Below are 26,371 nucleotides of genomic sequence, written 5' to 3'. Positions count from 1 at the left end.
CAGGTTTCGATGAACTGAAGCAAGTCACTGCCGAAAACCGCGTAACTCGTTGAATCTCAAGGAGTTTTCCGTTTCGACTGCGCCGGAAGTGGGGCGAATTATAGACCTCTAGAATTCGCCGTCAACCATTAATTTCGGTTTTCTATCAATCCGCGGAAAAAGCCTGCTTCTATATAGACGCAACACCAGTGAATGCGCAGTATATTGCCCAACACTTAAAACAATACCCTGCTCTACCCTTCGGATGATGCCTCGCAATGACTGACCAACCTCGCTCTCTGGCCTCAATGCTGTTTCCGGTTGGCCTGCTATTAATCGCCATGGCATCCATCCAGTCCGGGGCCTCTTTGGCCAAGAGCATGTTCCCGGTGGTCGGCGCTCAAGGGACGACCACCCTGCGCCTGATCTTCGCCAGCGTGATCATGTTGCTGCTGTTACGCCCCTGGCGAGCGAAGCTGACGGCGCAGTCGTTGCGCACTGTGATCGTTTACGGAATGGCGCTGGGCGGAATGAATTTCCTCTTCTACATGTCCTTGCGCACCGTGCCTCTTGGCATCGCCGTCGCACTGGAATTTACCGGACCGCTGGCGGTTGCCATCTATTCTTCCCGCCGCGCCATCGACTTTCTCTGGATTGCTCTGGCCGCGATCGGCTTGCTGCTATTGATTCCCACCGGTGCGACAACTGCAGGCATCGACTTGATTGGGGCCGGATATGCCTTGGGCGCTGGCGTGTGCTGGGCGCTGTATATTCTGTTTGGGCAGAAGGCCGGCGCTGACAATGGTGTCACCACCGCAGCCCTGGGCGTGATGATTGCCGCGCTGTTTGTTGCGCCGATCGGTGTTGTACATGCCGGTGCAGCCTTGCTGACGCCCTCACTGATTCCCGTCGCCATCGGTGTCGCCATCCTTTCCACCGCGCTGCCCTACACGCTGGAGATGATTGCCCTCACACGCCTGCCGGCGCGCACCTTTGGCACCTTGATGAGCATAGAGCCGGCCTTCGGCGCGCTGTCAGGTCTGCTGTTTCTGCAGGAATACCTCTCGTTGTCACAATGGCTGGCGATCCTGTGCATTATTCTGGCCTCCGTCGGGGCAACCATGACCATGGGCAGTGCAGCCAAGCCTGCCATTGCGGCAGATTGAAACAGGATTTGACGAAGGTCTGGCAATTGGCGCTCTTTTAGGCCATGTTTAGACCGCTTAACTCAGGGCCAGACATGGACTTTTTCAGATAGGGACATCGAAACGCTTACAGCGCAAGCGAATACAGGCAGACCCGAGCGTCAGACTCGTGGCAGCCATAAGGACGGTAATGAAACGAATTTTGATACTGATCGCCGTACTGGCTATTGCCGGGTGCGCAGCGACCTCAAAGACTCAAGTGAAGCACGGTAGAAAAGGGCTGCACATCAACTGTTCCGGGCTGTCGTCCTCTTGGGACAAGTGCTACACCAGCGCCGCCAATGCTTGCGCCCCGAAAGACTACAAAGTCATCGCCAAATCGGGCGACGCCGTGGAAGAACCAGGCGACTACCCGTTCGGTCTCAATCCGGCCGGCTATACCAGTCGAAGCATGATCGTGATCTGTAAATGAATCACGCTGGCTGCTCGTCCCGTCGAGCAGCCAGTTGACGTCCGATCTCTTCCTGACTGGACTTCAATACCCTCTGCTGGATCTCCGGCGTCGCCAGCATCCGCGCAACCACCAACGCCCCGACGCATTGCGCCAGAATCGCCCACGCCAGGCTGTCGCTTTGCAGAACCTGCGCCCAACTGGCCTGCAAGCGGCATATCCACAACTCCGCCTGCTCGCGTACCTGATCATCGGAGCGGGCAATTTCCGCCCCCAATGTCGGCAAGGCGCAACCCGATTCAGGCTGTTCGACGTGGGCCAAGCTCAGGTACTGCTTGAGACAGCGCTCCAGCCGCCCGCGGTCCTGCTCCCCTCTCCCGCCCAGTCGCTCCAGGCTCTGGCACAGTTCACGCTCAACGATCGCGGTAAACAGCGCATCTTTCGACGAGAAGTGGCTATAAAACGCCGCGCCGCTCAGGCCGATTGCCTTCATCAATCCATCGACCCCGAGGGTCGAAAATCCACAACGCTTGGCTGAAAGTGCACTGCTGTTCAGCAGTTTTTCCCGGGTTTCCAGCTTGTGACCAGCGGAATACCGCATGCGTTTTACCTCTCGTTCAACCGCCTTGACGTTGCCTGGATCCTAGCATAACGTTCGTTCACTTAACGATCGTTTACTAAAGGGTTTACCCATGAATAACAAGAAGGTCGTATTGGTAGTTGGCGCAGGCGATGCAACGGGTGGGGCGATTGCCAAGCGCTTTGCCAGAGAAGGTTTTGTCGCCTGCGTTACACGACGCAGCGCCGACAAATTACAGCCACTGGTCGATGCGATTCAGGCCGACGGTGGAGAAGCCCACGGTTTCGCCTGCGATGCGCGCAACGAAGAAGACGTCATTGCGCTGATTGAAGAGATTGAAACCCGCCTCGGCCCGATCGAAGCGTTTGTTTTCAACATCGGCGCCAACGTGCCTTGCAGCATCCTCGAAGAAACCGCCCGCAAGTATTTCAAGATCTGGGAGATGGCCTGTTTTTCGGGCTTCCTCAATGCCCGCGAAGTGGCCAAGCGCATGGTCAGCCGTCAGCGCGGCACCATACTATTCACCGGTGCCACCGCCGGACTGCGCGGCGCTGCCGGGTTTGCCGCCTTCGCCGGGGCCAAACACGGGATCCGCGCACTGGCGCAAAGCATGGCTCGTGAACTGGGTCCGATGAGCATTCACGTCGCCCATGTCGTGGTCGATGGGGCGATCGATACCGACTTCATCCGTAACAGTTTTCCGGATAAGTACGCGACCAAGGACCAGGACGGCATTCTCAATCCCGAGCACATTGCCGAAAACTACTGGTATCTGCACACTCAGCCACGGGATGCCTGGACCTTCGAGCTGGATCTGCGTCCGTGGAACGAACGCTGGTAGGCCCGCCTCCTCCATAACAATAAATAGAGAGCAGCGCACATGAGCAAAACCGTGGAGTTCTATTTCGATCTCGGCAGCCCAGCCACCTATCTGGCCTACACCCAGTTACCGCAGATCTGCGCCGAAACCCACAGCGAGCTGATCTACATACCGATGCTGCTGGGCGGCGTGTTCAAGGCGACCGGCAATGCCTCACCGGCGATGATTCCGGCCAAGGGCCGCTACATGTTTCAGGATCTGGATCGCTACGCCAGACGCTATGGTGTGCCACTGAAATTCAATCCGCACTTCCCGATCAACACGCTGATGCTGATGCGCGCCGTCACCGGTATACAGCTGCGCCAGCCGCAACGCTTTCAGGCGTTCATCGATTGTCTGTTCAAGGCACTGTGGGTAGAGGGACGCTCGCTTGATGAGCCGACAACTGTCGCTGCGGTTCTGAGCGAACACGGCTTCGATCCCAACGAAGTACTGGCCCTGACCAATGACGAAACGGTCAAGGCAGCCCTCAAGGACAACACCGAGACGGCCGTTAAACGCGGGGTATTTGGTGCGCCGAGCATGTTTATCGGCGACCAGTTGTTCTTCGGCCAGGACCGCCTCGATTTCGTCGAACAAGCCCTGCGCCAACCATAGAAAAACCAAAGAACCCGGACGCTGGTCACAGCGTCCAGGTTTTTGCCATCAGATCGCGGCTGTCCGCGTGTTCAACCACTCCAGCGCAGCGCCTTCCAGTAGCGGACTCAAACGCTCACGCACCTCGGCGTGATAGGCGTTGAACCACTGCTTTTCTTCCTGCGTGAGCAAGGACGGCTCCAGGCAGCGCGTGTCGATCGGGCACAGGGTCAAGGTTTCAAACTTGAGGAACTCGCCAAACTCGCTGCTGCCCGCCTCGCGATTCATTGCCAGGTTCTCGATCCGCACGCCCCAACGGCCTGGACGATAAGTCCCCGGCTCAATGGATGTGATCATCCCTGGCTGCATCGCGGTTTGCGGTGCCGCAGAGGCCTGATAGGCGATTACCTGCGGACCTTCGTGAACGTTGAGGAAATAGCCGACGCCATGCCCGGTGCCGTGGCCGTAATCCACGCTTTCCGCCCAGATCGGCGCACGGGCGATGGCATCCAGCAGTGGCGACAGAATGCCTTTCGGGAAGTGTGCACGCGACAGTGCAATCACGCCCTTTAGCACGCGTGTGCAGTCACGTTTCTGCTCGTCCGTCGGCGTACCGACCGGGACCATCCGGGTGATGTCAGTGGTGCCGCCGAGGTACTGGCCACCCGAGTCGATCAGCAGCAAGCCATCGCCCTCGATCACCGCGTGTTCTTCTTCGGTGGCGTGATAGTGCGGCATCGCGCCGTTGGCGTTAAACGCGGCAATCGTGTTGAAGCTCAGCGACACGTAATCCGGACGCCGTTCACGGGCCGCCGTGAGTTTCTCGTCGATGGTCAGCTCGGTGATGCGTTCGCGTCCCCAGGCCGATTCCAGCCAGGCGAAGAATTCGCACAATGCCGCGCCATCCTGCTCCATGGCCTTGCGAATGTGCTGCGCATCCGCCTCGCTCTTCTGCGATTTGGCGAGCGTGGTCGGGTTCAGGCCTTCGACCAGTTTTACGCTGCTGTCCAGGTTATCCAGCAAACCGCTGGTGACCCGCGCCGGATCCACCAGCAGGCTGGCGCCGTTTGGCACTGCGCGCAAGGCATCGGCCACATCGTGGTAATCGCGCAGAGTTACGCCATCATGCTCTAGCACCGCGCGCAGCTCGGCATCGACCTTGCTCAGTGCCACAAACAACGTCGCCTGCTGTTGATTGATCAGGGCAAACGACACAAATACCGGGTTGAACGAGACGTCGTCGCCGCGCAGATTGAACAGCCAGGCGATGTCATCGAGGGTGGCGATGAAATGCCAGTCGGCACCGCGCTCCTGCAAGGTCTCCCGCAGCCTGGCCAGTTTCTCGCCACGGCTGACCGTCGCCTGCGGCGGCAGATGCTGGTAGATCGGCGCGTTCGGCAGGCTCGGGCGATCGGCCCAGACTTCGTTCAACAGGTCGATATCGGTGCGCAGACGCGCTCCACGGGCTTCGAGCTTGCTGCCCAAGGTACGCGCGGAGGCCACCGCCATCACCGCACCGTCGACCGCCACCACGCCACCTTCCGGTGTCTGCTCGGCCAGCCAGTCCAGCGGGCTCGGTTGCCCCGGTTGCAGCTTGACCAGTTCGATGCCGCTGCCCTTCAGCTCCTTGGTCGCCTGTTCCCAGTAACGACTGTCGGCCCAGACCCCGGCGAAATCAGCGGTGACAATCAAGGTGCCGACCGAACCATGGAACCCCGACAGCCATTGGCGCCCCTGCCAATAGCCCGGCAGGTATTCCGACAGATGCGGGTCGGCCGAGGGTACCAGCAATGCATGAACGCCTTCGCGGCGCATCAGTTCACGGGTGTGCGCCAGGCGCTGGGGAACCGATCCCTCGGTCAAAGTCTGGGTACTCATCATGTCTCCTGCCAATCACTTCATCGTTATTGTTCGTAGCCGTGGAAAGCGGCTGGTTAAAGGCCTGTTGCCCAGAATGCCGGGGCACTGGCGCAGGCGCCTTTGATCAGTTGTGCAGCCTGGTCGATATCCTCAGCGGTGGTGAAACGGCCGAGGCTCAAGCGGATAGTGCGAGCGGCCAGGCGGGCGTCGTGCCCCAGCGCCAGCAGCACGTGGGACGGTGCGTTGCTCGCCGAATTGCAGGCCGAGGTCGCGGAAAAGGCGATCGACTGGCTTAGCGCCGCACTGTTGAACTCCCCTTCGCCGAAGGTCAGGCTCAAGGTATGTGGAATACGCTGGCTCACGCTGCCGTTGAGGCGCACGCCCGGCAGGCTCAGCAGCTGTTCAAGCAAGCGTTCACGCAGCGCTGCGATGGTGTTTTTTTCCTCATCGAACGCCGCCGCGGCCAAGGCGAATGCCGCGCCCATACCGGCGATCTGATGGGTCGCCAGGGTTCCGGAGCGCAGGCCACCTTCGTGGCCGCCGCCGTGAATCTGCGCCTGCAAGCGCTGTTGCGCATGCGGCCCGACATATAGCGCGCCGATGCCTTTGGGGCCATAGAGTTTGTGCGCCGAAAACGACATCAGGTCCACTGGCCACTGCTGCAGATCGATCGCTACTTTGCCGGCGCCCTGCGCCGCATCGACATGGAACAGCGCGCCACGACTGCGCACGACTTCACCGATGGCCAGGATGTCGTTGAGCGTGCCGAGTTCGTTGTTGACCAGCATCAGCGACACCAGAAACGTGTCGTTACGCATCGCTTCGCTGACTGCCTGCGGGCTGATCAGACCTTCCGCGTCCGGCACCAGATAGGTCACCGCCACGCCGGCGTCCTGCAATTGCCGGGCGGTATCGAGAATGGCTTTGTGTTCGATCTGGCTGGTGATGATGTGGCCGCCGGCCACCCCGCGTGCCTGAGCCACGCCCTTGAGCGCGAGGTTGTTGGATTCGGTGGCGCCGGAGGTCCAGACGATCTGCGCGGATTCGGCCCCGACCAGTTCGGCGACTTGGCGGCGGGCCTGCTCAACCGTGTGCCGGGCCTGCTGGCCGAAGGCGTGGGAGCTGGACGCCGGATTGCCGAAGTTGGCGTGAAAACCCAGACAGTCGATCATCACCTGGATCACCCGCTCGTCCACCGGGGTGGTGGCGGCGTAATCGAAATACAGCGGACGTTTATTCATAAAGGACTCGCAGAGCGTGTTCCGGGATCAGGAGGCTCGTGTCTGCCAACGGCACAGCGCAGCCTTGTGAGCTGCGCGTCGGCTGGAGAGCGTCATCAATACCTGATCGGATGCCGTTAAAGAAGGACAACTTCATTTAAAAGTGCGTAGGAACGCTCCTGAAGCCGAGCTTAACAGGCATCGGGCCGGCGGTTGAAGCAATGCGTCAGTGAAAGCTTTCGAGAAGTAACGGGTACAGGGAAATCACCAACAGCGCGGCCATGCCCCAGTTGAACACGCGCAACCAGCGCGGATCCTTGAGCACGTTGCGCAACAGCGTGCCGCATGCCGCCCAGACGCCGACGCTGGGCAGGTTGATGATGGCGAACACCGCGGCAATGATCACCACGTTGGTGAAATAGCCCTGCAGCGGCGTGTAGGTGCTGATCGCACCGATGGCCATGATCCAGGCTTTGGGATTGACCCACTGGAACGCGGCGGCGCCCAGATAGCTGATCGGTTTGGCCTCGCCGTCCACGCCCTCGCCCACCGGTCCCGAATGGGCGATTTTCCACGCCAGGTACAACAGATACGCGGCGCCGACATAACGCAGTACCGTGTAAAGCAGCGGATAAGTCTGGAATACCGCGCCCAGGCCAAAGCCCACCGCGACCACCAATATAAAGAAGCCGCAGGTAATACCGAGCATATGCGGAATGGTGCGGTTGAAGCCGAAGTTGACCCCCGACGCGAGCAACATGGTGTTGTTCGGCCCCGGCGTGATCGAGGTGACAAGGGCAAACAGGGCAAAGGCCAACAGCAGGTCAAGCGAGAGGGTCATGGGGGCATTCCGTCAAGGTCATTCAGGTGTTGACCCTATCGCACGGCCGCCCGCAAACCCACGGACAGTTAGGTAAAACTTCAAGCGGTACAGTTGCGTATCAGCTTGGGCGGCCGTGCAGCTGTATGGCTCGGCCGGCGCTCATTTCAGCTTTCTTGTCGAATGGCGATTCACCGAGCAGTGCCGCTTTTTTTGCGTGATATTCGTCGAAGGACAAGCCGCTGCGATTCAGCGCTTCCATCGCCAGTTCGCGGGTTTCTTCGGCGGTGTACGGCCGTTGCTCAGGGGCGACGTGGCTGGCGCAACCGGCGAGTACGGAGACAGCGAGCAGCAGCGAAACAGTCAGTAAACGATTCATGAGGAGCGTCCTGGCGAGCAGTGTTAGTCGATGAACAAAGGCTACGCCTGCGCCCCTCCGGGCAAAAATCAACGCTCTCAATAGTGGCTATCAGAAATTCAGCTTGATGCACTTTTATGATTATTGGCGATGAGCGAGCAACGAATGCCCGATTGCGTCATCGATCTAGCCCACCAGGCTGCAATGCAACGCATCATCATGACTGCGGGCGATGCTGCTCAACACCTGGAACGAATTGAAGGTCACGGTTTTCGCCTGATGCGCGCGGATCAGTTGCCAGAAATCCTGCTCGCCACTTTCAAAACGGCTGAACGCCGCTTCCCCGGCTTCGCGGGTCTGCCATTGCAGCAGGCTCAACACTCGCCGGCCGTCGTCACTGACCTGCACGCTGGCGCTGACGAACCCTGCGTAGTGCTGCGCCAGATGCTCAGTCTGCGCCAGGGCCGATACCAGTGCCGGTTGCTGCCGTGGTTCGATCTCGAATTCGATCAGTTGGGTAAAGCTGCGATGTTTCGCTGACGTTTGCATGAGAAGTCCCCATTTACCGTAAGACGCTGTTGCGACTCGAAGGCCTGCAGGGTAAAACCTCCAGTTAAGTCGAGGTCAAGAGTCTTTTCGCCCATGCTCAGCAAAGAAACCCTGCACAAGCCGCTCACCGTCGGCGAAGTCGCTGCGCGCAGTGGTGTGGCGGTCACCGCCCTGCACTTTTACGAAGCCAAAGGCCTGATCAAAAGCCAGCGCAATCCCGGCAATCAACGTCGCTTCTCGCGTGACGTGTTGCGGCGGGTGGCGCTGATCAAGGTCGCGCAGCGCCTGGGCATTCCGTTGGCGGAAATCGGCGAGGCGTTGAGCAGACTGCCGGATGATCGCGCACCGACCGCAGCGGACTGGAAAGTCCTCTCCGAGCAATGGCGCCGCGAGCTGGATGAGCGAATCAACCAGTTGACCGTGCTGCGCGACCGACTGACCGGTTGCATCGGTTGTGGCTGCCTGTCGATGGAGGCCTGTCCGCTGCGCAATCAGGGCGATGTCCTCGGCGAGCAAGGGCCGGGTGCGCATCTGCTCGGCTGACGGCTCGTCGGGCAAAAATCCTGGCCGGGCAGACAGTTCTATAGTGAACCTTCCACAAATCCGGTGGAGCCACACACCTCGCAAAACAACAACAGGGAGAACGTCATGAGCGTCAAACCCATCCCCGAGGGGTATCACAGCATTACCCCGTACCTCGGCATCCTCAAGGCCGCCGAAGCCATCGAATTCTATAAAAAAGCCTTTGGCGCCACAGAGGTCATGCGCCTCGACATGCCAGACGGCCGCATCGGCCACGCCGAACTGCGCATTGGCGACAGCGCAATCATGCTCGGCACCCCTTGCGATCAAGGGCCGTTGAGCGGGCCGGACAACTCGGTGTCGGTCGGTTTGCATCTGTATGTGACCGATGTCGACAAATCCTTTCAGCGGGCGCTGGATGCCGGGGCGACAACGGTGTCAGCGGTCAAGGATCAGTTTTATGGCGATCGCAGCGGGACCCTGAAGGACCCGTATGGGCATTTGTGGTTTCTCGCTTCGCGCAAGGAAGATCTGAGCGAAGAGCAGATCAGGCAGCGGGCGCTGGAGATGTTTCAGCAGGGTTGAGATGTGTAGCGCTTGGGCGGGCCCTATCGCGAGCAGGCTCACTCCTACAATTGGAATGCATTGCAACTGTAGGAGTGAGCCTGCTCGCGATGAGGCCGGTGCGGTCACAACACACTTCATGAACACCAGTACCACGCTGCGCCTGTTGCTCCCAAACGCAAACAAATTCAGCATGCCGACAACGACTGAAAAAAGGACCAGCCCGATGTTTGCCGGATTCAGCAAAGACCAGCGCCACGTCAACGGTGTCGACATGGCCTACCGCCTCGGCGGCAGTGGCCCGGGCCTGCTGCTGTTGCACGGGCACCCGCAGACGCATGTGATCTGGCACAAGATGGCCGAACAACTGGCCGAGCATTTCACCGTGGTCGCTGCCGATCTGCGCGGTTACGGCGACAGCGGCCGGCCCCCTGCCGATCAACAGCACCGTAACTACTCCAAACGGGAAATGGCCAGAGACAACGTCGAGTTGATGCAGGCGCTGGGCTTTGCGCAGTTTTCGGTGCTGGCCCACGACCGTGGCGCGCGGGTCGCCCATCGTCTGGCCCTCGACCACCCTTCTGCGGTGCAGCGGATGATGCTGCTCGACATCGCCCCGACCCTGTCGATGTACACGCAGACCAACGAAGCCTTCGCCCGCGCCTATTGGCACTGGTTCTTCCTGATCCGCCCGGCGCCGTTGCCGGAAACCCTGATCGAGGCCGATCCGGAAGCTTACTTGCGCAGCGTCATGGGCAGTCGCAGCGCCGGGCTCAAGCCGTTCACCGACGAGGCATTCGGTGAATACCTGCGCTGCCTCAAGCATCCCGGCAGCGCCCGGGGCATTTGCGAAGACTACCGCGCCAGCGCCGCCATCGACTTGGAACATGACCGCGCCGACATCGCCGCCGGTCATCAGCTGAATCTGCCGTTGCGCGTCCTGTGGGGCGCAGAAGGCACGGTCGGGCGTTGTTTCGATCCGCTCAAGGAGTGGCAGCAAGTGGCGCGCGACGTCAGCGGCCAGCCGTTGCCGGCCGGGCATTACCTGGCCGAAGAAGTGCCTGAACAGTTGCTCGCCGAAGCCCTGGCGTTCCTGCGCTAGAGGGTCTCACGGCTAAATCGTTCTGCCGAAACGCAAAACCCTGTAGGAGCTGCGGCACGCTGCGATCTTTTGATCTTGATCTTTAAAAACAGGATCAAAAGATCGCAGCGTGCCGCAGCTCCTACAGTGGATTTCGTCGAATCCGGGAAGTGCGAAACATTTACTTTCATATCAGCCATCGGGATTTGTCCGGCTCATCCGTCCTATAGAGATGCAGGCCGTTCGCGTGGGCAACTGCCAGGAACGCGCCTTTTGCCGACACCGGCGCTGCGAAGCCCGTAGCCAAGTGTCCTTTCATCGAAATCAAGACACGCAATCATGTCGAAGAAATCCCGTTCCAAACTGTGGTTCATGGTGCATAGCTGGCTCGCGCTGCCGATCTGGTTTTTTGTCCTGATCGTCTGTGTCACCGGCACACTGGCGGTGGTCAGCCAGGAAATCGTCTGGCTCGCCAACCCGCAGATGCGCGCCAGTCCGCCGACGGACGATGCGCCGCTGCTCAGTTACGATCAGGTGCTGGCGGCGATCAAAAAAGCCGAGCCGCAGACCCTGGTCGAAAGCATCAGCCGCCCCGACGAAGCGCACTTCGCCCTCGACGTCGCCGTCAGCTACCCCGATGGCCGCGCGCAGACGGTGTACGTCAACCCCTACACCGGGGTGATCCAGGGCCCGGCGCCAGACTTCGATTTCAAGGCGTTCACCCGCGCCCTGCACGGCTGGTGGCTGGTGCCGTTCACCAACGGCTACAGCTGGGGCTGGTACCTGGTGTCGTTTCTCGGCCTGCCGATGCTCGCCTCGCTGGTGACCGGGCTGGTGGTCTACAAGCGCTTCTGGAAAGGTTTCTTCAAGCCGACCCTGCGCTTTCGCCACGGCGCGCGGATCTTCTGGGGCGACTTCCATCGCCTGAGTGGCATCTGGTCGATCTGGTTCATCGCGGTGATTTCCATCAGTGGCACGTGGTTTCTGCTGCAGGCGTTTCTGTTCGATAACCAGGTGTCGATCACCACCGAACCGATCATCCCGGCGCTGGCCCGCGAAGACGTGCCGATCTCGGCCAGCGCCGCCCCACCGCCACGGATCAGCCTGGATCGCGCGGTGCAGATCGCCGAACAGCAAATCCCCGGGCTGGAAGTCAGTTTCGTCAGCCTGCCGGGCAATGCCTACAGCCACTTGAGCGTCGGCGGCCGCGGCTGGTATCCGCTGATGTTCCAGACTGCCACGCTCAACCCGTACAACGGCGACATGGCGGCCTCGCGGCTGATTTCCGACCGCTCCGCGCTGGAGTTCGTCACCGAGTCGATGCGCCCATTGCACACCGGGGACTTCGGCGGCCTGTGGATCAAACTGATCTGGTTCTTCTTCGGCCTGCTGCTGAGCATGATGGTCCTCAGCGGCCTGTTGATCTGGACCAAACGCACCGCACTGGCCACCGCCAATGCGCTCAAGCGCGAGCACAAGAAGGTGCGCAGCATCAGCCGTGAAGCGGCGGAGGTCAGCCTGTGAGCCGCGCCGAACACACTGTCCAACCGTCTGCGCTGCGGCGCATCTGGCATAAATGGCGCTTTCACCTGAACGCCTTGCTGCTGCTGATTCCGCTGAGTTTCATGCCCAAGTACCTGGCTGACGCGGCGCTGTTTCGCGGTGACGTCGGCCTCGGCGAGCATGAGATCGGCGAGATTCAGGTCGGCCCGTGGAGCCTGCGTCTGGCCGAACTGCGCAACGAAGCGCCACACCTCGACGGCCCCGCCGGTTACATGAAGGACTTCAACGCCGCCCTGTGCGACGCCTGCATCGAGCAGGTCAAGGCCACCTACCTGCGCATCGGCAAACCGCGCAGCCTGCGCGCCGCCGGGGTGATTTTCTTCGGCACGCCTTACCGCATGGGCGCGCAGTTGCCGGTGGCCGAGAAGACCAGGCCTGACGCCGAACTGTGGATCACCATGGAAGGCTGGGATGGCAGCCTGCACCAGGCCTGGATTCCGCTGCGCCAGGCCTCCCCCGCCACCATCGCCTGGCTGAACACCCAAGGAGCCAAACCATGAACCGCGTTCAACGCCCCTCCCGCCGGCGGTTGCCCGCCGCGTTGCTGCTGCTGTGCACCGGTTTCAGCGCCGGAGCCTTTGCCCACAATCCGATGTGCCAATGCAAAGCCATCGATGCGGAGCAGATCAAATGCACCGGCGGTTTTTCCGATGGCAGCGGCGCGCCGGGGGTGACCCTGGACGTGATCGGCTACGACGAAAGCATTCTGCTGCCGGGCAAGCTTGGCGCCGATTCGAGCCTGACGTTCAAGAAACCGGACGCCGAGTTTTATGTGCTGTTCGACGCCGGCCCCGGTCACGTCGTGGAAATCGACCAAGCCGACATCGAGGCCCCATGAGTACGCCCACCACGCAAGTCGTGCGCCCGGCCGGTGCCGGCCACGAAACCCTGAATGTTCTGCTGCTGTGTCTGCTGATCCTTACCGTCGCCGGTTCGGTGGTGGCATGGCGCGGGGTGTCCCATGAACCGCAATCGGTGGCCAGCCATCAGCTCGACGCAAGGCGCGATCTCAGCGCTGCCGAGCAAGGCATCTATGCCGACCTGCGGGTGACCCTCGACGAAATCCGCCTGTTGCGTGAAGAACAGCAAAGCTTGCCGACGCCACCGACCCTGGCCGAAGAAGGCTTCGCGCCGTTCGCGCAGGACGCCAGTTCGGTCAGCCGTGGCGGGCATGCCTGGCAGTTGCTGGCCGACAGCGCCTATTTCGGTCACAGCAAGTCGTCCGCCGTGGCCGGATCGTTTCTGATGAGGCTCAGCGCCGACGCCAATGCTGCACCCGACATCTGGCTCAACCGCGCCGCCGATCTGCAGGCGCCCGCCGAACTGAGCGACGCCGCGCTGTCCGCCGCTGGCTGGAAACAGATCGTCGCGCAATTCGATGCCGGCGTGACCCGCGAACATCGCCACTGAACCTTCGCCTTCACCCCAGAGAAGACCGCTTGCCCATGTCCATTTCATCGCCTCGCCGTTCCCTCCTGCGCTTGCTGCTGTTGGGCCTTTGCGCCAGCCTGCTGAGTCCGCTGGTCAGCGCTGATCCGGGCAAACGCCTGCGCATCGGCATCACCCTGCACCCGTATTACAGCTATGTGGCGAACATCGTCGGTGACAAGGCCGACGTCGTCCCGCTGATTCCCGCCGGTTTCAACCCTCACGCCTACGAGCCTCGGGCCGAAGACATCAAACGCATCAGTGGGCTGGACGTGATCGTGCTCAACGGCGTCGGCCATGATGATTTCGCCGACCGCATGATCGCCGCCAGCGAAACGCCGAAGATCAAGACCATCGAAGCCAACGAAAACGTGCCGCTGCTGGCCGCCACCGGGACCGCCGCGCGCGGTGCCGGCAAAGTGGTCAATCCGCACACCTTCCTGTCGATCAGCGCCTCGATTGCCCAGGTCAACAACATCGCCCGCGAGCTGGGCAAACTCGACCCGGACAACGCCAAAACCTACACGCAAAACGCCCGCGCCTACGGCAAACGCCTGCGGCAGATGCGCGCCGACGCCCTGGCCAAACTGACCCAGGCACCCAACGCCGAGCTGCGTGTGGCCACGGTGCACGCAGCGTACGACTATCTGCTGCGCGAATTCGGCCTGGAAGTCACTGCGGTGGTCGAACCGGCCCACGGCATCGAACCGAGCCCGAGCCAGTTGAAAAAGACCATCGACCAACTGCGCGAGCTCGACGTCAAAGTGATTTTCTCCGAGATGGACTTCCCCTCCACCTACGTCGAAACCATTCAGCGCGAATCCGGGGTCAAGCTGTACCCGCTTTCGCACATTTCCTATGGCGAATACAGCGCCGACAAGTATGAAAAGGAAATGACCGGCAACCTCGACACGGTGGTGCGGGCGATTCAAGAGTCCGGGGCATGACATCCAGAGAAACCCTTTCAGATGTTTCCACATCCCCTGTGGGAGCGGGCTTGCTCGCGAAGGCGGTGGATCAGCCAACATCATTATCGAATGACACACCGCTTTCGCGAGCAAGCCCGCTCCCACAGGATATAAGCGGGCCGACGCTGGAGTTTGCGCAGGTTTGTCTGACCCTCGGCCGCACCACGATCCTCGACAACGTCACTTTCCAAGTGCAGCCCGGTCACGTCCACGCCCTGGTCGGCCCCAACGGCGGTGGCAAGAGCTCGCTGATCAAGACCTTGCTCGGGCAGATGCCACATCAGGGTCGATTGAGCCTGCACTGGCCCGACGCCCCCGGCACCATCGGTTATGTGCCGCAGGCGCTGGAGTTTGATCGCGGTTTGCCGATGACCATCGATGATTTCATGGCCGCCATGTGCCAGCGTCGTCCGGCGTTTCTCGGTTTGAGCAAGCACTACGCCAAGGCCATCGGCGAGGCGCTGGAGCGAGTCGGCATGCAGGACAAACGCAAGCGGCGCATGGGTGCGCTGTCCGGCGGTGAACGGCAGCGCGTGCTGCTCGCCCAAGGGTTGATTCCGGCGCCGCAACTGCTGGTTCTGGATGAGCCGATGTCGGCGCTCGATGAAGCGGGGATTCAGGTGTTCGAACGCCTGCTCGGCGACTGGCGCGCTGCCGGCATTACGGTGCTGTGGATCGAGCACGATCTGGATGCGGTCAAGCGCCTCGCGGATCGGGTCACCGGCCTTAACCGCCGCGTGCTGTTCGACGCCACGCCGCAACAGGCGCTGACCCCGGAACGTCTGCTGACGCTGTTCTCGACCCATCCGCGGAGCGCTGTCTGATGAGTTACGAAGCCTTTCGTTTGCTGGTTCAAGGCTGGGCGTCCGCCGGTTATCTGCCGGAGGCGCTGGCCTACGGGTTTGTGGTCAATGCGTTGCTCGCCGGGCTGCTGATCGGTCCGGTGCTCGGCGGCCTCGGCACGCTGGTGGTGGTCAAGCGCTTTGCGTTTTTCTCCGAAGCGGTCGGGCATGCGGCGCTGACCGGCGTGGCCATCGGCATCCTGCTTGGCGAGCCCTACACCGGACCTTACGGCAGCCTGTTCGGCTACTGCCTGCTGTTCGGCATTCTGCTCAACTACCTGCGCAACCGTACCGGTCTGGCGCCGGACACGCTGATCGGCGTGTTCCTTTCGGTGTCGCTGGCGCTGGGCGCGAGTTTGCTGCTGATACTCGCCGGCAAGATCAACGTGCACATTCTGGAGAACGTGCTGTTCGGTTCGGTATTGACCGTCAACGGCAACGACCTGCTGGTGCTGGCGATCGTCGGCTCGCTGGTCATGGCCCTCGCTCTGCCACTGTACAACCGGATCATGCTCGCCAGTTTCAACCCGCAACTGGCGGCGGTGCGCGGTGTGGCGGTAAAAACCCTGGATTACCTGTTCGTGATTCTGGTGACGCTGATCACCGTCGCAGCCGTGAAAGTCATCGGTGCGATTCTGGTGGGTGCGCTGCTGGTGATTCCGGCTGCGGCGGCACGCTTGCTCAGCCAGTCGCTCAAGGGTTTTTTCTGGTGCTCGGTGCTGATTGCCACGGTCAGCACCTTGTGCGGGATTCTCGCGCCGATCGTCTTTGATCTGCCGATACCGTCCGGCGCCGCGATCATCTTGGTCGCCGGCCTTGCATTCGCCCTCGCCGCCGTGGCGCGCGGGGTTGTTCCGAGTCTGAAAGGGAACCTTGGATAAATGGCTTTCTCATTGCGCAAACTGTCCCTGAGCCTGGCCCTGTGCGGCGTGGTCTGTACTCCATTGATCGCTGGCGAAAACCCCAAGCCGTTGCGTGTACTGGCGTCATTGCCGATCACCTACGGGCTGGGCGAGGTGCTGCTTAAAGGCACCGATGTCAGCCTCGAACGCGCGGCCCCGGCGAATCTGCCGGGCAGCCGCCAGACCGCTTATTTCAGCGGTCGTGGTGCGCCGGCACTGGGCAAACTGGCCAGCAATGCCGACGCGGTAATCGGCGTACGCTCGCTGTGGGCCGATGATCCGCTGTACCCGATGGCGCGGCGCAGCAACATTCGCATCGTCGAGGTCGACGCGGCGCGCCCGGTAGATGGCGCCCTGCCCGGGATCGCCGTACAGCCGGGGTTGCAGGTCGATGGCCTGAACAGTCAGCCGTGGCTGGCAGGCAACAACATGGGACGCATGGCCGACGTGATGGCGGCGGATCTGGTGCGCCTGGCGCCCTCCGCCAAACCGAAGATCGAGGCCAATCTGGCGGCGCTGAAACAGCGTTTGCTCAAGCTTAGCGCCGACAGCGAAGCGCGTCTGGCCGCAGCCGATAATCTCAGTGTGCTGAGCCTCAGCGATCATTTCGATTATCTGATCGGCAGCCTGAATCTGGAGCTGATCGGCGAGGATCCACGCCCGGATGCCGAGTGGACGCCGGAGGATCTGCACAAACTCACGGCGACGCTCAAGGACAATGAGGTGGCGCTGGTGCTGCATCATCGTCAGCCTTCAGCGGCGCTGAAAGCGGCGATTGCCGAATCGGGGAGTCGGTTGCTGGTGTTGAGTACCGATGCGGCGGATCCGGTGGCGGAGCTGGAGGCCAATGTGGATTTGCTGCTCAAGGGGTTGAGCGGCGCGTAATTTCAGTTACACCGCGTTTTCGTTTATCGCTGGCAAGCCAGCTCCCACAGGGTTTTGTTGTGTTCCACAGTTCGTAGACACACCTCAAATCACTGTGGGAGCTGGCTTGCCAGCGATGACGCCCTGCCAGGCAGCACAAATGCCGGCCATGAAAAAACCCGCTGCCTGTCACCAGTCCAGCGGGTTTGTTTTTAGGCGACGAATTACTGAGCGGCCGCCTGTGCTTCCATCTTCTGGCGCAGGCTCAACGGGCGCATGTCGGTCCAGACTTCTTCGATGTAGGCCAGGCATTCCTTCTTCAGGCCGCTCTTGCCCACGGTGCGCCAGCCTTCGGGCACGGCTTTGTAATCCGGCCAGATCGAGTATTGCTCTTCGTGGTTGACCACGACCTGAAAGAGGATGTCCTCGCGGTCGAATACTGACGTCATGCTGCTTCTCCATCACTGTAGGGGATGGGCTGCACGCGGGTGCAGCCGGGTATGTAGAAAGAACGTTGGGCGCCGGAAAAAATTTACCCGGCGGCCGTGGCGGCAGCCAACGCGCGGCCGAAGATCTCGGCGACGCGGTCGATTTCGGCAGCGGTAATCACCAGCGGCGGCAGGAAGCGCACCACCGCGCCATGCCGGCCGCCCAGCTCCAGAATCAGCCCGCGCTTGAGGCATTCGCGCTGCACTAGCGGTGCCAGGCGGGCGAAGGCTGGCGGATGGCCGAGGGCGTCCGGCGCACCGTGCGGATCGACCAGTTCAACCCCGAGCATCAGGCCGCGACCACGAATGTCGCCCAATTGCGGGAAGTCCCGTTGCAGGATGCGCAAGTGTTCGCTGAGGCGCTCGCCCATCGCCGCGGCGTGTTCGCAGATCTTGTGCTCCAGCAGATAGCGCATCACCGCAGAACCGGCGGCCATCGCCATCTGATTGCCACGGAATGTGCCGGCGTGCGCACCCGGCTGCCAGGTGTCGAGCCAGTCACGGTAAACCACCACCGCCAGCGGCAGACTGCCGCCAATCGCCTTGGACAACACCACCACGTCCGGGACGATGTCGGCGTGCTCAAAGGCAAACATCTTGCCGGTGCGAGCGAACCCGCTCTGGATCTCGTCGACGATCAACGCGACGCCAGCCTTCTCGGTGATCCGGCGCAAGCCGCGCAGCCACTCGATGTCGGCCGGGATCACCCCACCCTCGCCCTGTACCGCCTCGACAATCACCGCTGCCGGCAACTGCACGCCGGCTTCAGGGTCGCTGAGCAGAGTTTCCAGATAATTCAGGTTGGCCTTGACCCCGGCCGCGCCGCCGAGGCCGAACGGGCAACGGTAGTCATACGGGAACGGCATGAACTGCACGCCGTTGCCGAGCAAGGCACCCAGCGGCTTTTTCGGCCCCAGGCTGCCCATCAGACTCAATGCGCCCTGGCTCATGCCGTGATAACCACCGGAGAATGAGAGCACGGTGCTGCGCCCGGTGGCAGTGCGCACCAGTTTCAGCGCGGCTTCCACCGCGTCGGTACCAGTCGGGCCGCAAAACTGGATCTTCGCCTCGGCCGCCAGCGCTGGCGGCAACAGGCCGAACAGGTCCTGGACAAATTGATCCTTGACCGGGGTGGTCAGGTCGAGGGTGTGCAGCGGCAATTCATCGGCCAGCACTTGCTGGATCGCCTCGATCACCACCGGGTGATTGTGCCCCAGCGCCAGGGTGCCGGCGCCGGCCAGGCAGTCGATGAAAGTTCGACCTTCCACGTCTTCGACATACAGGCCCTTGGCGCGCTTGAGTGCCAGCGGGATGCGTCGCGGGTAACTGCGGGCATTGGATTCCTGCTGACTCTGCCGCGCCAGCAGTGGCGATTCGTTGAACTGATACAGGGTTTCCGCCGGCGCGGAGGCGATCCGCGCCGACGACTCTTCGATAAGGCTGGTGGCGACTGACATCTCTCGACCCCTCAATACGCTATGGATAGTGACCAAAACAGCACACCGCACAGGTGCGCGTTCCGGTCGTGGGGCGCACATGCAGGTTTTCCTGTTCTGGAAACGCTTAAGCGCGGTGAGGATTTAGACCCTTGATCGCATGTCAGCCGGGTGATGGCAGCGGCTTGTGCACCGCCACGCAATACAAGTCCTGATCGCTGGCGGGTGCCGCCGCTTGGCGATAGCCCAGATGCCGATAAAAAGCCGCGCCAGTGCGGGTGCTGAGGATGCTCACCTGCGACACGCCGCAAGTCCGCAGCCAGCGCTCCAGATCCGCCACCAGCGCCCTGCCGGCGCCACGGCGAAACCATTCCGGTTGCACATGACAAAAGCCGATAGTGCCGCTGGCCATGGCCATGCCAACACCCACCGGCTTGTCCTGCAGCAAGGCGATATTCAGGTAGTAACGCGGGTCGGCAAGCTGCGCGCGGATGACCTCGGCGGGTTGCCGGTCAATCCAGCGGTTGACGAGGTATGGGTCATTGCGGTGTTCGAGCGCACACCCGACGCGGATCGAGCGTTCGATGATGCGACGGATGATGCCGGCGTCGGCGGGTGTCGCGGGGGTGATGCAGAGTGTTGCGTCCATGGCTGCGGTCCCTCAATCCATCGAGTCAGAGCAGCCCCGACCATAACGCCGCGACTGGCGAAGCACCAATGCAGAGAAGTTACATTTGATGTGGCCCCGCCACCGATCCCCGTAGGAGCTGCGGAACGCTGCGATCTTTTGATTTTGCTTTTCAAGATCAAGATCAAGATCAAAAGATCGCAGCGTTCCGCAGCTCCTACAGGGTTTTCAGGTGGGTTGCAGCGGCATGGTCAGTTCGACGCGCAGCCCGTCCGGGCGGCTGTCGAAATGCAGGGTGCAGGCGCAGCGCTGGACGATCGCCTGGACAATCGCCAGACCGAGGCCGCAACCGGTGCTCTGACCGTTGCGCCAGAAGCGCTGGGTCAGGTGCTGCAAATCTTCGGCAGCAATCCCCGGCCCATGGTCGCGCACCACAAACCGTGCGCGCGGGCCGTCGGTTTCCAGACTCAGCTCGACCGCCGCGTCCGCCGGGGTATGGCGCAGGGCGTTGTCGAGCAGGTTGCGCAGCGCGGCAATCGACAGCACCGCCGGCATCTGCACCGGCGCACTGGACAGCGCCGTCGGCAGTTGCAATTTGATCCGCTGGCGCTCGCCGCCGGCCGCATCCTGCATCGCCAGTTTCGCCACCTGCTCGGCGCTGCACTGCACGCCATCATCGAACGACAGACTGCCCTCGACCCGCGCCAGCAACAGCAGTTGCTCCAGCGTGCGGTGCATGCGGTCGGCGCCCTCTTCGGCCCGGGCCAGCGACTGATCGCGGGCACTGCCCTCGGTCATGCGCGCCACCTGCAGATGGGTCTTGATCGCCGTCAACGGGCTGCGCAGTTCATGGGCGGCGTCACCGGTCAGACGGCGTTCACGTTCGATGGTCTTGCCGATGCGCTGGAACAGCTGATTCTGGGTTTCCAGCAAGGGTTTCAGTTCGCTGGGGAAAGCCTTTAATTGCAGGGGCTCGAGCGAGTCGGCATTACGCCGCATCAGCGCTTCGCGCAGACGATTAAGCGGCGCCAGGCCCTGGCCGATACCCAGCCACAACAGGCACAGACAGCCGAGCAGTGCCACGCCGACCGGCACCGAGGCCGCCAGCAGAATCGACATGTTCAGGGCTTCGCGCTCGATCTGCCGGTCAGCGGTGGTGATCCGTACGTCGCCGCGCGCGAGGGTGAAACTGCGCCACGGCGCGCCGTCGATCATCTGATCATGGAAGCCCATTTTCTCGGCTTCCAGCGCTTGTTCGGGATTATTATGGCTGCGTGCCAGGATCTCCCCGCGTAGCGAACTGACCTGACAGGCCATGCCGCCGGGAATGTTCAGTTGTTCAGCACTGAAATGGGTGCCCTCGCCCCTGCTCGGAATCGCCGGCAATTGCTCCAGCAGGCCCGCGACCATGCGCGCCGAAGCCACCAGCCGTTGGTCGAGGGAAAACATCATCTGATTGCGCAGGTCACTGAGCATCCAGGCTGCCGCCAGCGCCCAGATCAGGGCGAACGCGGCGCCGAGGGTCAGGCTCAGGCGCAGACGCAGACTCATCACTTCGGCTGCTCTCCACCATCCGCCGGGCCAAGGCGATAGCCCAGACCGCGCACGGTTTCGACGATGCCCTTGCCGAGCTTGCTGCGCAAGTGATGGATATGCACGTTGAGGGCGTTGCTCTCCAGCTCGTCATTAAAACCGTAGACGCTGTCCTTCAATTGCTCGGTGGACAGCACCCGGCCACGATTGTGCAGCAGCGCCTGCAACAGCGATTGCTCGCGTCGCGACAAGTCCACCGGTTGTCCGGCCAAAGTAGTTTCGCGGCTGCTCGGGTCGTAGGTCAGCGCACCGTGCTCGATCAGGTTGACGCTGCGTCCGGCAACGCGGCGCAACAGGGTTTGCAGGCGGGCGAACAGTTCGCGCAGATCGAACGGCTTGAGCAGGTAGTCGTCGGCGCCGGCCTGCAAGCCATCGACACGGTCGGTGACCGAATCGCGCGCGGTCAGAATCAGCACCGGAATTTCCAGTCCGTTCTGGCGCAATTGCTGGAGCAACTTGAGGCCATCTTCGTCGGGCAGGCCGAGATCGAGCACCATCACGTCGAATTCGGCGACCTTGAGCATCGCCCGCGCCTTCGACGCGGTATTCACGTGTTCGACCGTCAGGCCCTGAGCCGTGAGACCGGCAACGATACCGCTGGCGATCAGTTCATCGTCTTCGCAAACCAGTACGTGCATGATCAGTCCCGTAGAAAAAAGCCGATTAGGCCGTTGGCCGATTAAGCTGACATTATGGCGCGCAACGCCACAGCGACAAGGGCGTGACGGTTAATCATCGGTTAATCGCCATCCACCATTGTGCCCCCACTTGCACAGGGACAAGGCTCCTCCATGCGTCATTTTTTTCTTTTGTTTGCACTGCTGATCTCCGGCCTGGCTCAGGCGGGAAACAATCCATTCGAGAGCAAACCGGAGTTTCTTCCGGTCGATCAGGCGTTCGTGCTCACCTCCGAGCGCCTGGAATCCGGGGAAACCCAGCTGTTCTGGCAGATCACTGACGGCTATTACCTGTATCAGAAGCGCCTGAAGTTCGACGGTTTGAAGCCCGAGCAACAGCCGGTCCTGCCAGAGGGCGAGTCGCACAGCGATGAGTTTTTCGGTGAGCAACCGGTTTACCGCCAAGGCCTGGAGGTGAAAATCCCGGCCTCGGCCAGCGGTCAGATCAAGGTCAGTTATCAGGGCTGCGCTGACGCCGGTCTGTGCTATCCGCCGCAAACCCGGGTCATCGATCTGGGCGGCAAAGCGACGCCCGCCGCTGGCGGCGAGGCACCGGATCAAGCCTTGGCCAGCAGCCTGCAGCAGCGGGCGCTGGGCTGGAGTCTGCTGGTGTTCTTCGGGCTTGGCCTGCTGCTGGCCTTTACCCCTTGCTCGCTGCCGATGCTGCCGATTCTGGCGGGAATGATCGTCGGCAGCGGTGCTACGCCACGCCGTGGTTTCGCCCTGGCCAGCAGCTATGTGATCTGCATGGCACTGGTGTACGCCGCGATGGGCGTGATCGCCGCGCTGCTCGGCGCCAACCTGCAGGCGTGGCTGCAGAATCCCTGGCTGCTCGGCGCGTTCGCGGCGGTGTTCGTGGTGCTGGCGTTGCCGATGTTCGGTTTCTTCGAATTGCAATTGCCGGTGGCCGTGCGCGATCGCCTCGAACACGCCTCGCGCAGCCGCAGCGGCGGCAGCCTGATCGGCGCCGGGGTACTCGGCGCGCTGTCCGGCCTGCTGGTCGGTCCATGCATGACCGCGCCACTGGCCGGCGCCTTGCTGTACATTGCGCAGAGTGGCAATGCGCTGCACGGCGGGCTGATCCTGTTTGCGTTGGGCATCGGCATCGGCGTGCCGCTGTTGCTGCTGGTGACCGTCGGCAACCGCTTCCTGCCCAAACCCGGGGCGTGGATGAACCTGCTTAAAGGCATCTTCGGTTTCCTGTTTCTGGCGACTGCGCTGCTGATGTTGCGCCCGGTGCTGGATGCGTCGTTGTGGCTGGGCCTGTGCGGCGCGCTGCTGTTGATCGCCGCGTTCTGCGCCTGGAAGCAATCGGAAGGCTTCGGCCGCGTCGCCCAGCTGTTCGGCGCCAGTTCGTTGTTGCTCGGTCTGTGGGGCAGCCTGTTGCTGATCGGTGCCGCCGGCGGCAGCGACGATCCGTACCAACCGCTGCAGGTGTACAGCGCCGGCCGTGTGGCCAGCGCCACGCCAAGCGGGCACGACGCGTTCACCACGATCAAGGATCCGGCCGCGCTGCAACGTGAGCTGGATACCGCGAAGGCCCAGGGTCAGTGGGTGCTGCTCGATTACTACGCCGACTGGTGCGTGTCGTGCAAAGTCATGGAGAAACAAGTGTTCGGCCAGGACCGGGTGATGCAGGCACTCAGCGATGTGCGTCTGCTGCGCCTCGACGTCACCTCCGACAACACCGCCAGCCGTGAGCTGCTCAGCCGTTACAAAGTCCCGGGGCCACCGAGTTTTGTCTGGATCGGCAGCGACGGCGAAGAACGCCGCAGCCAGCGCATCACCGGTGAGGTCGATGCCGATACCTTCCTGCAACGCTGGACCACCACCCGAGACGCCAACTGATGCTGACGTTCACCCTCGGCACCTTTGCCATCGCGCTTAACCACCTGCTGCTGATCAGTGCCCTGGCGCTGGCGACCTTTGTCGGCTGGCGGGTCGCCAAGCGCGGCGGCGATAATCCCGAGTCGGCACTGTTCAGTCTGTTCCTGATCGGCATGCTGGCAGCGCGCATTGCGTTCGTAGCCATGTACTGGGGCCATTACCGCGCTGATCCTTGGCAAATCATCGATTTGCGTGATGGCGGTTTTCTCGCCTGGCCGGGGGTAATTGTGCTGCTACTGGCCGCGCTGTATCGCGGCTGGCGACGTCCCGCTCTGCGTCGGCCACTGGGATTTGGTGTCACCAGCGGTGTGGCGTTCTGGGTACTGGCGACACTCTCACTGAATATTTACGAACAAGGCACGCGCCTGCCGGACATCACCCTGCGCAACGCCGCCGGAGAGACCATTCAGCTCAGCGATTATCAGGGCGGGCCGCTGGTGATCAACCTGTGGGCCACCTGGTGCCCGCCGTGCCGGCGTGAAATGCCGGTGCTGGAAAACGCCCAGCAACAACGCCCGGACCTGACGTTCCTGTTCGTCAATCAGGCCGAAAGCATGCAAAGCGTTGCGACGTTTCTCGAAACCCAGGGCTTGAGCCTGAGCAACGTGCTGTTCGATCGCAGCGGCCGACTCGGTCAGGCCGTGGGTTCCATGGCGCTGCCGACTACGCTGTTCTATAGCCCCGATGGGCGTTTGCTGAGCAGCCATCTGGGCGAATTGTCGAACGCCAGCCTGGCGCGCGCCCTGGAAAGCTTCGACATCCCGAATCCCACCGCCGCACCGGCCACCTCTGCAAGGAAACTGCCATGCCCCGCCTCCGCCACCTGCTGACGCTGACTCTGGGCACTGCCCTGCTGCACCTGCCGTCGGTACAGGCCGCTGAAGAATTGCCCGCCGCGATCAAGCAGATCGAAGCCAAGGGCGCAAAAATCGTCGGCCAGTTCGACGCCCCGGACGGCTTGCGCGGTTAAGCCGCGCAGTACCAGAACCGCGGCATGGCGCTGTACCTGACGCCGGACGGCCAGCACGTATTGCTGGGCAATCTGTACGACGCCGACGGCAAGGACCTGAGCAGCGAACCGCTGCAGAAAATGGTCTATGCGCCGATGGCCAAGGAAATCTGGGGCAAGTTCGAAGCCAGCAACTGGATTCAGGACGGCAACAAGGATGCACCGCGCACCGTGTACCTGTTCAGCGATCCGAACTGCCCGTACTGCAACATGTTCTGGGAACAGGCTCGACCATGGGTCAAGGCCGGCAAAGTGCAGTTGCGGCACATCATGGTCGGAATCATCCGCGAAGACAGCCCGGCGAAATCCGCCGCGCTGCTGGCGGCAAAAGACCCGGCCAAAGCTCTGGAAGACCACGAAAAAGCCGGCAAGGCCAGCACTCTCAAACCGTTAAAAGACATCCCGAAAGCGGTGCAAACCAAACTGGCGGCCAACATGCAGCTGATGGAAGACCTGGAACTGCAGGCGACTCCAGCGATTTTCTACATGGACGACAAGGGTGAGTTGCAACAGCAGCAAGGGGCGCCTGCGTCGGACAAACTGATGAAGATTCTCGGGCCGAAATAAAAGGTGCCAGGACTGGCCCCATCGCGAGCAGGCTCACTCCTACAGGTGTACGCAATCCAACTGTAGGAGTGAGCCTGCTCGCGATTGACGATCACTCGGTGTATCGATTGCGCTCGCTCAGGAAGGTAAACAACACCTCATTCACAAACTGCGGATTCTCCAGACTGGAGATATGCCCCGCCTCCGGCACCAGCACGCACGGACAGCCGATCAGCTCAGCCATTTCCTGTGCCTCTGACGGCGGCCGTGGTTTGTCCTGATCGCCGCACAGCACCAGCGTGGTCGCAGCATTCAATTCGCGCAGGCGTGGCAACTGGTCATCCCGACTGAACGTGATGCGCCCCATCGGCACGATGCTGTCGCGCAGGCGATCGGTGCTGTACGCCGCCAGTTTGGCGCGGAACTGCTGATACAGCGCCGATTGCGGGTCAATGCCCGGGCGGAAGAAAATCGGTACCACGATGTCCAGCAGTTGCTGGGAGATTTTGCCGCTGTCTTCGATCTGCTTGAACAGCGAGAAGTAGTACTGCCGGGTAGGCTCGGGCTCGACACCGACGTAGGTGTCCATCAGCACCAGACCGTTGATCCGCTGCGGTGCCGACAACGCCAGGCGCACGCCCCACATGCCGCCAACCGACAAGCCGACCAGAGTGACCCGATCGATCTCCAGATGATCAAGCAATGCCTCGGCCTGCCGGGCGATGTCATCCAGCGAGGTGGTGTCCGATGGCATCTTTGCGGATTCGCCGTGGCCCCAAAGGTCCAGAGCAATCACCCGATAATGCGGCGCCAGTGCCGCGATCTGCGGTGCCCACATGGCGGTGTCCCACAGGTAACTGCCGGCCAGCAACACGGCCGGGCCGGTGCCTTGATCAATGTAGTGCAGCGCTTGTCCGTCAACCGTGAAGAAAGGCATCGACCACCCCCGCGATAA

The 26,371-nt window shown here is 61.8% G+C and carries 29 protein-coding genes and 1 pseudogene; 18 read left to right on the top strand and 12 right to left on the bottom strand.

The annotated features are described in order from the left end of the window. The first annotated feature begins 257 nt into the window (after positions 1 to 257). Together rhtA and ACXR0M_RS18030 are read left to right on the top strand one after the other, a co-directional pair. Positions 258 to 1,145 carry a threonine/homoserine exporter RhtA gene (gene rhtA, locus ACXR0M_RS18035; protein WP_458833138.1) on the top strand — a complete coding sequence of 296 codons (888 nt, stop codon included), beginning with the start codon at positions 258 to 260 and terminating at the stop codon, positions 1,143 to 1,145. A 169-nt stretch (positions 1,146 to 1,314) separates the two neighbouring features. Continuing rightward, the gene (locus ACXR0M_RS18030; RefSeq protein ID WP_458833137.1) at positions 1,315 to 1,596 is read left to right on the top strand and encodes a hypothetical protein; all 282 of its coding nucleotides are present in this window, start codon (positions 1,315 to 1,317) and stop codon (positions 1,594 to 1,596) included. A 1-nt stretch (position 1,597) separates the two neighbouring features. On the opposite strand, the gene ACXR0M_RS18025 is transcribed toward ACXR0M_RS18030, so the two are convergent. Next, positions 1,598 to 2,176 carry a TetR/AcrR family transcriptional regulator gene (locus ACXR0M_RS18025; protein WP_458833136.1) on the bottom strand — a complete coding sequence of 193 codons (579 nt, stop codon included), beginning with the start codon at positions 2,174 to 2,176 and terminating at the stop codon, positions 1,598 to 1,600. Positions 2,177 to 2,267: 91 nt separating this feature from the next. Between ACXR0M_RS18025 and ACXR0M_RS18020 the strand changes: the two genes are divergently transcribed. Together ACXR0M_RS18020 and ACXR0M_RS18015 are read left to right on the top strand one after the other, a co-directional pair. Continuing rightward, the gene (locus ACXR0M_RS18020) at positions 2,268 to 2,996 is read left to right on the top strand and encodes an SDR family oxidoreductase (RefSeq protein WP_458833135.1); all 729 of its coding nucleotides are present in this window, start codon (positions 2,268 to 2,270) and stop codon (positions 2,994 to 2,996) included. A 39-nt stretch (positions 2,997 to 3,035) separates the two neighbouring features. Continuing rightward, positions 3,036 to 3,632, top strand: a complete 597-nt coding sequence (locus ACXR0M_RS18015) for a 2-hydroxychromene-2-carboxylate isomerase (protein ID WP_458833134.1) — start codon at positions 3,036 to 3,038, stop codon at positions 3,630 to 3,632. Between the two features lie 48 nt (positions 3,633 to 3,680). On the opposite strand, the gene ACXR0M_RS18010 is transcribed toward ACXR0M_RS18015, so the two are convergent. From ACXR0M_RS18010 to ACXR0M_RS17990, 5 genes are all read right to left on the bottom strand, one after another. Continuing rightward, a complete protein-coding gene (locus ACXR0M_RS18010) occupies positions 3,681 to 5,489 on the bottom strand; it encodes an aminopeptidase P family protein (protein ID WP_458833133.1) in 1,809 nt (602 codons plus the stop codon). Positions 5,490 to 5,545: 56 nt separating this feature from the next. Further along, positions 5,546 to 6,712, bottom strand: coding sequence for an aminotransferase class V-fold PLP-dependent enzyme (locus ACXR0M_RS18005; protein WP_458833132.1), 1,167 nt, complete (start codon positions 6,710 to 6,712; stop codon positions 5,546 to 5,548). A 205-nt stretch (positions 6,713 to 6,917) separates the two neighbouring features. Continuing rightward, positions 6,918 to 7,532, bottom strand: coding sequence for a LysE family translocator (locus ACXR0M_RS18000; RefSeq protein ID WP_458833131.1), 615 nt, complete (start codon positions 7,530 to 7,532; stop codon positions 6,918 to 6,920). A 100-nt stretch (positions 7,533 to 7,632) separates the two neighbouring features. Further along, positions 7,633 to 7,890 (bottom strand): hypothetical protein, encoded by a 258-nt coding sequence (locus tag ACXR0M_RS17995; RefSeq protein WP_458833130.1) that lies wholly within the window; start codon positions 7,888 to 7,890, stop codon positions 7,633 to 7,635. Between the two features lie 165 nt (positions 7,891 to 8,055). Beyond that, on the bottom strand, positions 8,056 to 8,418 hold the full coding sequence (locus ACXR0M_RS17990; RefSeq protein ID WP_458833129.1) for an antibiotic biosynthesis monooxygenase: 363 nt from the start codon (positions 8,416 to 8,418) through the stop codon (positions 8,056 to 8,058). Between the two features lie 93 nt (positions 8,419 to 8,511). Here ACXR0M_RS17990 and soxR point away from each other — a divergent pair, with 93 nt between their 5' ends. The 11 genes from soxR to ACXR0M_RS17935 all read left to right on the top strand — a co-directional run bounded on the left by soxR (position 8,512) and on the right by ACXR0M_RS17935 (position 17,173). Beyond that, positions 8,512 to 8,961 carry a redox-sensitive transcriptional activator SoxR gene (gene soxR / locus ACXR0M_RS17985; protein ID WP_458833128.1) on the top strand — a complete coding sequence of 150 codons (450 nt, stop codon included), beginning with the start codon at positions 8,512 to 8,514 and terminating at the stop codon, positions 8,959 to 8,961. 105 nt (positions 8,962 to 9,066) lie between these two features. Next, a complete protein-coding gene (locus ACXR0M_RS17980; protein WP_458833127.1) occupies positions 9,067 to 9,525 on the top strand; it encodes a VOC family protein in 459 nt (152 codons plus the stop codon). Positions 9,526 to 9,730: 205 nt separating this feature from the next. Continuing rightward, on the top strand, positions 9,731 to 10,606 hold the full coding sequence (locus ACXR0M_RS17975; RefSeq protein WP_458833126.1) for an alpha/beta fold hydrolase: 876 nt from the start codon (positions 9,731 to 9,733) through the stop codon (positions 10,604 to 10,606). A 318-nt stretch (positions 10,607 to 10,924) separates the two neighbouring features. Continuing rightward, positions 10,925 to 12,109 (top strand): PepSY-associated TM helix domain-containing protein, encoded by a 1,185-nt coding sequence (locus ACXR0M_RS17970; RefSeq protein WP_458833125.1) that lies wholly within the window; start codon positions 10,925 to 10,927, stop codon positions 12,107 to 12,109. After that, positions 12,106 to 12,648 (top strand): thiamine pyrophosphate-binding protein, encoded by a 543-nt coding sequence (locus ACXR0M_RS17965; RefSeq protein ID WP_458833124.1) that lies wholly within the window; start codon positions 12,106 to 12,108, stop codon positions 12,646 to 12,648. Before ACXR0M_RS17970 ends, ACXR0M_RS17965 begins: the two co-directional genes overlap by 4 nt. Next, on the top strand, positions 12,645 to 12,986 hold the full coding sequence (locus ACXR0M_RS17960) for a hypothetical protein (RefSeq protein WP_458833123.1): 342 nt from the start codon (positions 12,645 to 12,647) through the stop codon (positions 12,984 to 12,986). Before ACXR0M_RS17965 ends, ACXR0M_RS17960 begins: the two co-directional genes overlap by 4 nt. Beyond that, a complete protein-coding gene (locus ACXR0M_RS17955; protein WP_458833122.1) occupies positions 12,983 to 13,558 on the top strand; it encodes a DUF6162 family protein in 576 nt (191 codons plus the stop codon). The genes ACXR0M_RS17960 and ACXR0M_RS17955 overlap by 4 nt, the downstream gene beginning before the upstream one ends. Before the next feature lie 35 nt (positions 13,559 to 13,593). Further along, positions 13,594 to 14,523: a metal ABC transporter substrate-binding protein gene (locus tag ACXR0M_RS17950; RefSeq protein ID WP_458833121.1), complete on the top strand. Its 930-nt coding sequence runs from the start codon at positions 13,594 to 13,596 to the stop codon at positions 14,521 to 14,523. Continuing rightward, entirely contained in the window at positions 14,520 to 15,368 is an 849-nt protein-coding gene (locus ACXR0M_RS17945; protein WP_458833120.1) for a metal ABC transporter ATP-binding protein, read from the top strand. The genes ACXR0M_RS17950 and ACXR0M_RS17945 overlap by 4 nt, the downstream gene beginning before the upstream one ends. Then, a complete protein-coding gene (locus ACXR0M_RS17940) occupies positions 15,368 to 16,267 on the top strand; it encodes a metal ABC transporter permease (RefSeq protein ID WP_458833119.1) in 900 nt (299 codons plus the stop codon). The genes ACXR0M_RS17945 and ACXR0M_RS17940 overlap by 1 nt, the downstream gene beginning before the upstream one ends. Continuing rightward, the gene (locus ACXR0M_RS17935) at positions 16,268 to 17,173 is read left to right on the top strand and encodes a metal ABC transporter substrate-binding protein (protein ID WP_458833118.1); all 906 of its coding nucleotides are present in this window, start codon (positions 16,268 to 16,270) and stop codon (positions 17,171 to 17,173) included. Between the two features lie 203 nt (positions 17,174 to 17,376). Here ACXR0M_RS17935 and ACXR0M_RS17930 read toward each other — a convergent pair whose 3' ends face one another. The 5 genes from ACXR0M_RS17930 to ACXR0M_RS17910 form a co-directional block, all read right to left on the bottom strand. Then, positions 17,377 to 17,601 carry an MbtH family protein gene (locus ACXR0M_RS17930; protein ID WP_007917715.1) on the bottom strand — a complete coding sequence of 75 codons (225 nt, stop codon included), beginning with the start codon at positions 17,599 to 17,601 and terminating at the stop codon, positions 17,377 to 17,379. Between the two features lie 83 nt (positions 17,602 to 17,684). Continuing rightward, positions 17,685 to 19,097: a diaminobutyrate--2-oxoglutarate transaminase gene (locus tag ACXR0M_RS17925; protein WP_458833117.1), complete on the bottom strand. Its 1,413-nt coding sequence runs from the start codon at positions 19,095 to 19,097 to the stop codon at positions 17,685 to 17,687. Between the two features lie 142 nt (positions 19,098 to 19,239). Continuing rightward, complete coding sequence (locus ACXR0M_RS17920) at positions 19,240 to 19,725, bottom strand: GNAT family N-acetyltransferase (protein ID WP_458833116.1); 486 nt, start codon at positions 19,723 to 19,725, stop codon at positions 19,240 to 19,242. 207 nt (positions 19,726 to 19,932) lie between these two features. Then, a complete protein-coding gene (locus ACXR0M_RS17915) occupies positions 19,933 to 21,255 on the bottom strand; it encodes an ATP-binding protein (RefSeq protein WP_458833115.1) in 1,323 nt (440 codons plus the stop codon). Then, positions 21,255 to 21,935, bottom strand: a complete 681-nt coding sequence (locus tag ACXR0M_RS17910) for a response regulator (RefSeq protein ID WP_458833114.1) — start codon at positions 21,933 to 21,935, stop codon at positions 21,255 to 21,257. Before ACXR0M_RS17910 ends, ACXR0M_RS17915 begins: the two co-directional genes overlap by 1 nt. A 153-nt stretch (positions 21,936 to 22,088) precedes the next feature. Here ACXR0M_RS17910 and dsbD point away from each other — a divergent pair, with 153 nt between their 5' ends. From dsbD to dsbG, 3 genes and pseudogenes are all read left to right on the top strand, one after another. Continuing rightward, positions 22,089 to 23,822 (top strand): protein-disulfide reductase DsbD, encoded by a 1,734-nt coding sequence (gene dsbD / locus ACXR0M_RS17905; protein ID WP_458833113.1) that lies wholly within the window; start codon positions 22,089 to 22,091, stop codon positions 23,820 to 23,822. Continuing rightward, a complete protein-coding gene (locus tag ACXR0M_RS17900) occupies positions 23,822 to 24,691 on the top strand; it encodes a TlpA family protein disulfide reductase (protein WP_458833112.1) in 870 nt (289 codons plus the stop codon). Before dsbD ends, ACXR0M_RS17900 begins: the two co-directional genes overlap by 1 nt. Next, positions 24,667 to 25,437 (top strand): annotated as a pseudogene (gene dsbG, locus ACXR0M_RS17895) (thiol:disulfide interchange protein DsbG). The gene ACXR0M_RS17900 and the pseudogene dsbG overlap by 25 nt, the downstream one beginning before the upstream one ends. A 91-nt stretch (positions 25,438 to 25,528) precedes the next feature. Here the strand turns inward: dsbG and ACXR0M_RS17890 are convergent. Further along, the gene (locus tag ACXR0M_RS17890) at positions 25,529 to 26,353 is read right to left on the bottom strand and encodes an alpha/beta fold hydrolase (protein ID WP_458833111.1); all 825 of its coding nucleotides are present in this window, start codon (positions 26,351 to 26,353) and stop codon (positions 25,529 to 25,531) included. Positions 26,354 to 26,371: the final 18 nt, after the last annotated feature.

The organism is Pseudomonas sp. Eth.TT006, from assembly GCF_054456575.1.
Note: the sequence above shows the minus strand (reverse complement) of the source record. Positions and strands in the feature narration are given on the sequence as shown.